The sequence below is a fragment of the Mesorhizobium sp. CA5 genome, assembly GCF_020165105.1.
In the GTDB taxonomy this organism is placed as follows: Bacteria; Pseudomonadota; Alphaproteobacteria; order Rhizobiales; family Rhizobiaceae; genus Mesorhizobium.
On sequence record NZ_JAIUHJ010000034.1, the window covers coordinates 25,620 to 34,625 of the forward strand.

The 9,006-nt window shown below is 64.1% G+C and carries 7 protein-coding genes; 2 read left to right on the forward strand and 5 right to left on the reverse strand.

The features are described 5' to 3' along the window. Positions 1-7: 7 nt before the first annotated feature. Genes edd through zwf form a run of 3 tightly spaced genes read right to left on the reverse strand, consistent with a single transcriptional unit; the run spans position 8 to position 4,057 of the window. Positions 8-1,831, reverse strand: coding sequence for a phosphogluconate dehydratase (edd, locus tag LB529_RS28110; RefSeq protein WP_224712905.1), 1,824 nt, complete (start codon positions 1,829-1,831; stop codon positions 8-10). 58 nt (positions 1,832-1,889) lie between these two features. Beyond that, positions 1,890-2,606 carry a 6-phosphogluconolactonase gene (gene pgl / locus LB529_RS28115; protein ID WP_224712906.1) on the reverse strand — a complete coding sequence of 239 codons (717 nt, stop codon included), beginning with the start codon at positions 2,604-2,606 and terminating at the stop codon, positions 1,890-1,892. Beyond that, positions 2,588-4,057 carry a glucose-6-phosphate dehydrogenase gene (zwf, locus tag LB529_RS28120; protein ID WP_224712907.1) on the reverse strand — a complete coding sequence of 490 codons (1,470 nt, stop codon included), beginning with the start codon at positions 4,055-4,057 and terminating at the stop codon, positions 2,588-2,590. Before zwf ends, pgl begins: the two co-directional genes overlap by 19 nt. Positions 4,058-4,360: 303 nt before the next feature. Between zwf and LB529_RS28125 the strand changes: the two genes are divergently transcribed. Both LB529_RS28125 and LB529_RS28130 read left to right on the forward strand, forming a co-directional pair. After that, positions 4,361-5,107: an SDR family oxidoreductase gene (locus LB529_RS28125; RefSeq protein WP_095765639.1), complete on the forward strand. Its 747-nt coding sequence runs from the start codon at positions 4,361-4,363 to the stop codon at positions 5,105-5,107. 135 nt (positions 5,108-5,242) lie between these two features. Beyond that, positions 5,243-6,553 (forward strand): Mur ligase family protein, encoded by a 1,311-nt coding sequence (locus LB529_RS28130; protein ID WP_224712908.1) that lies wholly within the window; start codon positions 5,243-5,245, stop codon positions 6,551-6,553. Here the strand turns inward: LB529_RS28130 and LB529_RS28135 are convergent. Beyond that, positions 6,537-7,427 carry an SH3 domain-containing protein gene (locus LB529_RS28135; protein WP_224712909.1) on the reverse strand — a complete coding sequence of 297 codons (891 nt, stop codon included), beginning with the start codon at positions 7,425-7,427 and terminating at the stop codon, positions 6,537-6,539. The genes LB529_RS28130 and LB529_RS28135 overlap by 17 nt on opposite strands. Positions 7,428-7,685: 258 nt before the next feature. Next, complete coding sequence (locus LB529_RS28140; RefSeq protein ID WP_140847481.1) at positions 7,686-8,972, reverse strand: NAD(P)/FAD-dependent oxidoreductase; 1,287 nt, start codon at positions 8,970-8,972, stop codon at positions 7,686-7,688. Positions 8,973-9,006: the final 34 nt, after the last annotated feature.

Genomic DNA, 9,006 nt, shown 5'->3' on the forward strand with positions numbered 1-9,006 from the left:
GAACACGTCAGGCGTTTCCGAACGCCGCCGCCCCATGATCGGCCCGCCCGACCAACTGCCGGAAGCCGGCGAACAGCTCACGACCGAAGCCGAACTCGTTGCCGATGAGGTCGGCTTCCGCCGTGCGGCGCAGCGCGAATTCCGTCCCCGGTACCAGCACTTCCAGCGTGCCGGCATCGGCGTCTAGCCGGATGATATCGCCGTCATGGATCCTGGCGATCGGTCCGTCCTCGACCGCTTCCGGCGTCACATGGATCGCTGCCGGCACCTTGCCGGAAGCGCCCGACATGCGCCCGTCGGTCACCAGCGCGACACGCTGGCCGCGGTCCTGCAGGATGCCGAGCACCGTGGTCAGCTTGTGCAGTTCCGGCATGCCGTTGGCCTTCGGCCCCTGGAACCGGATGACAGCAATGAAATCGCCGGTAAGCTGGCCGGCCTTGAAAGCGTCATTGAGGCCCTGCTGGCTGTCGAACACCTTGGCCGGCGCCTCGATGACGCGACGTTCGGGCTTGACCGCAGAGGTCTTGATCACGGCATGGCCGAGATTGCCGGCCAGCACTTTCAAGCCACCCGTCGGCTGGAACGCTTTCTTGACCGGCGCCAGCACCTTCTCGTCGCCGCTGTTGAGCGGCGCCGCTTCGCGCACGACGCTGCCGTCATCGCCAAGCCTCGCCTCGACCGCGTAGGGCCGCAGGCCTTCGCCCCACACCGTCTGCACATCCTCGTGCAACAGGCCTTCGTCGAGCAATTCGCGGATCAGGAAGCCGAGGCCGCCTGCCGCGTGGAAGTGGTTCACGTCGGCAAGCCCGTTCGGGTAGACGCGCGCGAGCAGCGGCACGGCCTCCGACAGGTCGGAAATGTCCTGCCAGGTCAGCGCGATGCCGACGGCGGCGGCCATGGCGATGAGGTGGATCGTGTGGTTGGTCGAGCCGCCGGTGGCGTGCAGGCCGACCACGCCGTTGACGATCGAGCGCTCGTCGATCATGCGCCCGACCGGCGTATAGGCATTGCCGAGCGCGGTGATCGCCAGCGCGCGCTTGGCCGCTTCCCTGGTCAGCGCGTCGCGCAGCGGCGTGCCCGGATTGACGAAGGAGGCGCCGGGCGTGTGCAGGCCCATGATCTCCATCAGCATCTGGTTCGAATTGGCGGTGCCGTAGAAGGTGCAGGTGCCCGGCCCGTGATAGGATTTGGACTCCGCTTCCAGCAGTTCGGCGCGGCCGACCTTGCCTTCGGCATAAAGCTGGCGGATCCTGGCCTTCTCGTCATTCGCGAGACCGGTCGTCATCGGCCCGGCCGGTATGAAGACGGCAGGCAGATGGCCGAAGGTGAGCGCCGCGATCACCAGTCCCGGCACGATCTTGTCGCAGACGCCGAGGAAGACGGCGGCGTCGAACATGTTGTGCGACAGGCCGATCGCCGCCGCCATCGCGATCACGTCGCGTGAGAACAGCGACAGCTCCATGCCGGGCTGGCCTTGGGTGACGCCGTCGCACATCGCCGGCACGCCGCCGGCGACCTGGGCGATACCGCCTGCCTCGCGCGCGGCTTCCTTGATCAGTGCCGGGAACGTCTCGAAGGGCTGATGCGCCGACAGCATGTCGTTGTAGGAGGTAATGATGCCGAGGTTCGGCACGCGGTCGCCACCGAGCGCGATCTTTTCGGACGGGCTGCACACGGCAAAGCCGTGGGCGAGATTGCCGCAACCCAGCACCGCGCGGTTGGCGGTGCGGCTGGAAGCCTCCGCGATACGGCCGAGATAGGCTTCGCGGCCGGCTTTCGAGCGTTGGCGGATGCGTTCCGTGATGGTTTCGATGTCGCGTCTGGCTGTCATGGTCCGTCCTTTCGAGCCCAACGTCCTCCCTCTGCCGCCGGGCTGTCCTCATCTGAAATCAGGGTGTCCAGAACACCTCTATCGGTCTAGGCGCCGCCTCGATCACTCTGCGGATGGGCTTCTTCGCGCCAGGACCCATCGCGCCGTTGAACGCGGCGCGCTTGTCCTCGCCTTCGATGTGGAGCGCAACGAAGCCGGCGGCGACGATGCGCGCCATCGACAGCGTGAGCCGCGGCTCGCCCCCGCTTGCCGCATGCACCGGCAGCACGATCCGCTGCGAGGCCGGGTCGAGCAATTCCTCGAGATTGCCGGCATCCGGGAAGAAGGATGCCGTATGGCCGTCGCCGCCCATGCCGAGGATCACCACGTCGAGCGGCCAAGGCAGCGCCCGCAGCGCTTCGCTGTCCATCGCCGCTGCATCCTCGATGCTCGCCGCCTCGTGGTAGAGCGGTACGAAGCGCGCCGCGGCGGCCTTGTTCTGGAGCAGGTTCGCCGCCACCAGCCCGGCATTCGAACGCGGCGAGGACGGCGGCACGAAGCGCTCGTCGACCAGCGTCACGGTGACCTTGTCCCAGGCAATGGGCGCGGTCGACAGCGTGGCGAACAATTTCGCCGGCGTGGTGCCGCCGGACACTGCGAGCAGCGCTGTGCCGCGTTCCGCAATGGCGCTGGTCAACCGGTCTGAGATCTCACCGGCAAGCGCCGTCGCCAGGTGCTGGCGGTCGGCAAAGCCGTTCCAGCCGTAGCGGGCTTGGCTCAGTTGCTCTCGTGCCATGTCCGTCCGTCACGTTCGATGAGCGCGATCGAGGCCGATGGCCCCCAGGTTCCGGCGGTATAGCCTTGAGCTTCCTGCCGGGCGCTTTCCCAGGCGTTCTGGATCGGGTCGATCCATTTCCATGCCGCCTCGACTTCGTCGCGGCGCATGAACAGCGTCTGGTTGCCGCGCACCACATCCATGATCAGCCGCTCATAAGCGTCCGGCGCACGGCCTTGGAACGACTGCGCGAAGCTCATGTCGAGCGAGATCTGCCGCAGCCGCATGCCGCCCGGTCCCGGGTCCTTGATCATGATGAACTGCTTCACCCCCTCATCCGGCTGCAGGCGGATGACCAGCTGGTTGGGGAAGATCGGTCCGGCGCTGTCGCCGAAGATGGAATAGGGGATCGGCTTGAACTCGATGACGATTTCCGAGACGCGGGTGGCGAGCCGTTTGCCGGTCCTCAGATAGAAGGGAACGCCGGCCCAGCGCCAGTTGCCGATCTCGGCCTTCACGGCGACGAAGGTCTCGGTGTTGCTGTCCTTGCCGAGCTCCTCGACATAGCCCTTGACCGGCCCGCCGGCCGAAGCGCCGGCGCGATACTGACCGCGCACCGTGTGCTTCGGCGCCTCGTTGCCGTTGATGCGCTTCAGTGCCCTCAGCACCTTCAGTTTCTCGTCGCGCACCGCGTCGGCGTCCATCGACGACGGCGTTTCCATGGCCACCAGGCAGAGCAGCTGCAGGATGTGGTTCTGCACCATGTCGCGCAACGCGCCTGCCTTGTCGTAGTAGGTGACGCGATCCTCAAGACCAACGGTCTCAGCGACCGTGATCTGAACATGGTCGATCTGGGCGGAGTTCCACAACGGCTCGTAGAGCGCGTTGGCAAAGCGCAGCGCCATCAGGTTCTGCACCGTTTCCTTGCCGAGATAGTGGTCGATGCGGAAGATCTGGCTTTCGTGGAAATCGTCACCGACAGCGTCATTGAGCGCCCGCGCCGAGGTGAGGTCGCGACCGATCGGCTTCTCCAGCACGATGCGCGAGTTCGGCGTGATCAGCTTGTGCTCCTTGAGCTGGTGCGAAATGTCGCCGAACAGCGCCGGCGCCACCGCAAGGTAGAAGGCGCGGATGCGGTCGCTGTCGCCGATTGCTTTCTTCAACTTGTCGAAGCCGGCGCCAGTGGTTGCGTCCGCCGACACGTAGGAGAGCCTTGCCAGGAATATCTCCAACTCCTTCGGATCGATATCGGCAGGCTTCACATGGTCTGATATCGCCTTCTTGGCGAAGGTCTGGAATTCGGCATCGGTCATTTTGGCGCGCGAGGTGCCGATGATGCGCGTTGGCTCGGAGAACTGGTGGCCGCACTGGCGATAGTAGAGCGATGGCAGGAGCTTGCGTTCCGACAGGTCGCCGGTGCCGCCGAAGATGATGAAGTCGAATGGGTCGACAGGAATGATCTGGCTGGTCATGGTCAGTCCGATTTGATGCCGGGCGCCGGCAGCGTGGTTGGTATATTCTAATCGATTTAAATTTTCCAGTGCCATGGTGTCACATGCGAGGACCAATGGCTTGCACTTGCATCGGTCCACATGTTTCCCGACACTCACGCCGCCGGCAGGCCTGTCGGCAAGCCATGGCTTCCGGAAGCGTTCGCGGCTGCAGCATAGAACGCGAATGTGACGAAAGCTAAGGGAGATGTAGCCTGGCGCGCGCGTGCCGGGCGGCAGATGGAAAAGTACGTCAAGCTGCGGAATCCAAAGAGCGGGAAAACCATGCGTCTGGAAAACAAAGTCGCCGTCATCACCGGCGCAGCGTCGGGCTTCGGCGAAGGCATGGCCAAGCGCTTTGCCGAAGAGGGCGCGCGCGTGGTCGTCGCCGACCTCAACGCCAGGGGCGCCGAGCGGGTGGCCGAAGAGATCGGCGAGAGCGCCATCTGGACCCAGACCGACGTTTCCCTGCGCTCCGAATTCGACGAGATGATCTATGCCGCCAAGAGCGCCTTCGGTCGCATCGACATCATGGTCAACAATGCGGGCTTCACCCATCGCAACGGCGATATGCTCGGCGTCGATGAGGAAACCTTCGATCTGATCACCGCCGTCAACATGAAGGCGATCTACCACGCGGCGCTTGCCGTCGTGCCGATCATGGACCGCCAGGGCGGCGGCGTCATCCTGACCACGGCCTCCACGGCCGGGCTTCGGCCGCGGCCGGGCCTGACCTGGTACAACGCCTCCAAGGGCTGGGCGATCACCGCCACCAAGTCGATGGCCGTCGAGCTGGCGCCGAAGAACATCCGCGTCAACTGCCTCTGCCCGGTCGCCGGCGAGACCGGCATGCTGGAGAAGTTCATGGGCGCCGACACGCCTGAAATCCGCGAAAAGTTCCGCGCCTCGATCCCGCTCGGACGGCTCTCGACACCGCTCGACATCGCCAACGCGGCGCTGTGGCTGGCCTCGGATGAAGCCGCCTTCATCACCGGCGTGGCGCTGGAGGTCGATGGCGGGCGTTGTATCTGAGCCGCTCCTGGAAGCACATCGCGGTTTCCGCTCCTGGTTGCGGTGAACGAACGGATTGGCGCCGTCCGGCCGAGCTCCAGTTTGACTTGATGGTCCGCCGAAGGAATAACGGATCGGGGTAAGGGAAACTGGCGGGTGGTTAAGCTCAGGCTGCGCGAAATTGGCAACGACCTCGGCTGGCGATTGCGTCGCTATCGGGCAGAGCGTGCGCGTGCGCGAAGCAAGGCGACCTTCATCGGTATAACCGGCAGCTCCGGCAAATCGACGGCAACGAGCTTGCTTGGTCATATCCTGGCCAGTCACGGCAAGGTCTATACCCAAGTTCTAGCCAACACGCTCAAGGCGCTTGTCCGCACGCTCTACAAGCGGATGAAACGTGCGGGCAAGGTCGACTATGTCGTCTTCGAAGCCGGCGCGTTTGAGCCCGGCTCAATCCGGTCGATGGCGCAGATGCTGAAGCCGGATGTAGCGGTCGTAACGATGGTCAGGCTGGAGCACGTCACTCAATTCCGGACCCTGGATGCTGTCGCCCAGGAAAAGAGAGCGCTGGTTGAGGCGTTGTCGCCGGGCGGACTCGCGATCTTGAACGCCGACGACCCGCATGTGCTTGATATGGCTTCGGGCGCAAGGTGCCGCGTGGCGACTTTCGGTCAGTCGGAAGCCGCGGACTATCGTGTAACAGACATCCATGCCGCCTATCCGGACCTGCTCAGATTTTCACTTCGCTGGCGCGGCGGCGACATAGACATGCAGACACGATTTCCTGGCGAGCACTTCTGGCTGCCGGCGGCGGCCGCCGCCGTCACGGCGTTGGAACTTGGTGTCCCGCCGGAAAAAATCGCCGCAAGGACAGCATCCTTCGAACCTCTAGCCAACCGCTGCACGGTGCTGGTGACCGATCGGGGTCCACAATTCATAGTCGATGCCGCCAAAGCGCCCTGGCATTCGCTGAACATTGCGTTCGAGATGATGGCCAAAGCCAAGGCCGTTCGCAAACGGATCGTCGTCGGACAGATTTCCGACTACACCGGTTCGTCGAGAAAGTATGGCACTGCTTACGGTATCGCGCGCGACGTCGCCGACGAGGTCATCTATACCGGCGACAATGCCCACCGCTCACGCGCCAGCCAGGCGGATCGGGACAGTGGCCGTTTCATCGAGCTTCGCACCCCGAAGGAAGTCTCCGATCACATCAAGCAGACGGCTGTCCCCGGAGAACTGATCCTGCTGAAGAGCTCCGGCAATCTTCATCTGGAGAGGGTCGCGCTTGCCTGGACGCACGATGTCAGATGCTGGATACCAGCGTGCGGCAAGAAGGAAGGGTGTTCCACTTGCGGCCTCTACGAAGTGCCGTTCGAGGAACACAAGTCCTTCCTGGCAAATCGCCGGCTTGAACGCAGAAGACGCCGTTTCGGATGGCTGCTTGGCCTCACGCGCCGGTCTTGACGTAGCTTTTGTAGACCCAGCCGTGCTTGCCGTTATAGACGATCTCGCACCATTTCTTACAATTCATCACCTGCACCGATGCCTTGGCCGGCACCGTGGTGATTGCGGCGGCACCTTTCTTCGGGCCTGAGCGCATGGTCACGGCCCTCAAAACGCGCCCGTTTGCGGCCGCGCTGGCTTTTTGAGCTTTCGACTCAGGCTGCGCCGAGCTGTCCGTCGCTGCCGGCTGCGTATCTGGAACCTGCGGCTTGGCTTCGGGAATGGCGGCGGTTTGGGCGCCATCCATCGTGTCGCCCGGCTTCTTCGCTGCCGCTGCTGTCTCGCTGGCGGAACCGGCGACCTGCGACAGCGCGTTCGCGGCGTCGTTCTCGGCATCGGCCTCGGCAAAGGCGGTATCGGTCGATTGCGCGGGGGCCGCGCCGGCGGCCTGCTTGGATGGAGCTGGCTGGTTCTCGGCCGGGGCAGGTGGCGTCTTGGCGTCGGAAGCCGTCCAGCGGGGGTTGTTTGATGCCAGGGCCGGAATGTTGGCTTCGCGGGCCGCCGTCGTGGGCGTTACCGCGTCTCCCTTGCGCGCGGCCTGCGGCGCCGTCGCCACGGTGACCGCCGCTGCCGCCGGAGCGACTTTCGTGGTCTTCACCGGAATCGCCGGAACGGTCTGCTCGGCACTCGCCGCGGCCACTTGCCGGTCGCTGCCCGGAAAGCATAGCCATAGCGCCACCGCGGCCACGCCGATCAGCGCGGCGGTGCCGACCGCTGCAATGACCAGATGCGCGTTCGACTGTACCTTCTGCCAGAAGGATGGCCGTACGTTATAGCCGAACTGCATTGTGAAGCGCTGCCGTTCCGGCGCGCCGAAACTGAAGGGCTCGTTCACTCAAACCACCTCCAACAAGCGGGCCGACGTTCTTTCGATCACTGCCGTAACGATCGGCTTCGATCAGCATCGGTCCCTAAATCACTGCGGACAGAGCCCGCGAAATCCCCGGATTTTCGCCCATGATCGCACCTTTTACTGCTGATTATGGCATGAGTGAGCCAAATTGCGAAATTCTGCGTGCCTGTTAAGGCTTCCACAACCTGCCGCGTGGAAGCCGCCGGCGTCGAATCGGCGGCTTCGGCTGGACAGCCAGCTTTAAATCCTGTCACGCAACGCGAACCAATTCAGCGCCAGGAACAATAGCGGCGCGCGCAAACGCCGGCCGCCTGGGAAGGCGGGGATTTTCAGATCCTCGATCAGTTTCAAGCGGTCGCGATTGCCGGCAACGGTCTCGGCATAGAGCTTGCCGAAGAAGTTCGACAGCATGACGCCGTGGCCGGAATAACCGCCCATCGAAATCACTTTCGGCATCACTTCGCGCACGAACGGCTTTCGCGGCACCGTGATGCCGACATAGCCGCCCCAACCATGCGTGATCTCGACATCCTTAAGGTCGGGGTAGAGTTCGGCGATCTGCCTTCGGATGTGGATATGGATGTCCTTCGGATCGTTGACGGCATAGATCTCGCGGCCGCCGAACAACAGCCGGCCGTCCTTCGACTTGCGGAAATAGCGCACCACGAAGCGGGAATCATCGACCGACTCGCCGCCCGGCAGCACCTTGGAAGTGGCGCCGAGCGGCACGGTCGCGCCGATGAAGGAACCGATCGGCATGATGTGCGCCGCGCTCACCGGCTCCAGATTGCCGCCATAGGCATTGACCCCGACCAGGCATTTGTCGGCTGTGATCGTGCCCCTGGGCGTCGTGACCGTCACCTTGCCGCCATTGGAAACGATGCCGGTGGACGGCGTCTGCTCGAACAGATGCGCACCGGCGGCGGCCGCCACCTTCGCCGTGCCGATCACCAGTTTCAGCGGGTGGATGTGCCCCGTGCCGGTATCGCGCGTGCCGCCGAAGTAGCGTGTCGAGCCCAGCCTTTCCGCGGTTTCCGCCGCGTCCATGAAGCTTATATGCGGGTAGCCGAAGCGGCTTGCCATAATCTCGGCGTGGCGCCTGTAATCGTCGACATAACGGCGCTTGTGCGCCACCGAAAGCTGACCCGGCATATAGTCGATGTCGATCGCGTTGGCGGCTGCGAAGTCCAGCAGATGCGCCTTGGCTTCTTCGGCCAGGTCGAACAGTGCCTTGGCGCGGGAAAGGCCGTATTCGGCTTCCAATTCCTCCGCCCAGGCGCGCTGGCCGGTGCCGAGCTGCCCGCCATTGCGCCCCGACGCGCCGTCGCCGAAGCGATAGGCATCGATCAGCACGACATCCGCGCCGGCCTTCGCCAAATGCGCGGCTGCCGACAAGCCAGTGAAGCCGCCGCCGATGATGACGACGTCGCAAATACGGTCGCCGTCGAGAGCCGGATATTCAGGCCGGGATCCGACCGTGTCCTCATACCAGGAACGACCGGGGGAGATGGGGGATTGGTAGGACATGATGCTCGGGAGTAGGGGAGTAGGGGAGTAGGGG